The 368-nt window shown below is 39.9% G+C and carries 1 protein-coding gene; it reads left to right on the plus strand.

Features of this window, described 5'->3' with window-relative positions:
* The coding region (locus BWI97_RS28005) for a hypothetical protein (protein ID WP_199182150.1) at positions 1-193 on the plus strand (193 nt) is incomplete at its 5' end.
* Positions 194-368: the final 175 nt, after the last annotated feature.

Consider the following 368-nt stretch of genomic DNA (forward strand, 5'->3'; position numbering starts at 1 on the left):
CATCTTTGCAATCAACGCTCAAATTGCATGGCGCGATAGTGCCGACGCTAAGAAGTTCGCTCATTTTGATGCAAAGGTTTACATTTCTGAATCAGAACAACATGAAGACGAAGCTAAACCCCTGTATGATAAGCAATTAGTAGGACATGTGAAGCAACGCTCAACTAAGAAGCGTATTAAAGATATTGGCTGAAACGTAAGCGGCTCTGCTGAGGAGCAACCGCCTAGGGATAAGCCATACCACGTACAACTGTACGACAACCCCGAATTGATAGCTCTAAGCCATTCGGGGTTTTTGATACTTTTTCTAAAAAGAATGATATATACATAACCCTTATAATTCAAATCATGAAAATTTTACTAACGAA

Origin of the sequence: Siphonobacter sp. BAB-5405 (genome assembly GCF_002872335.1) — a bacterium.
Classification (GTDB): Bacteria; Bacteroidota; Bacteroidia; order Cytophagales; family Spirosomataceae; genus Siphonobacter.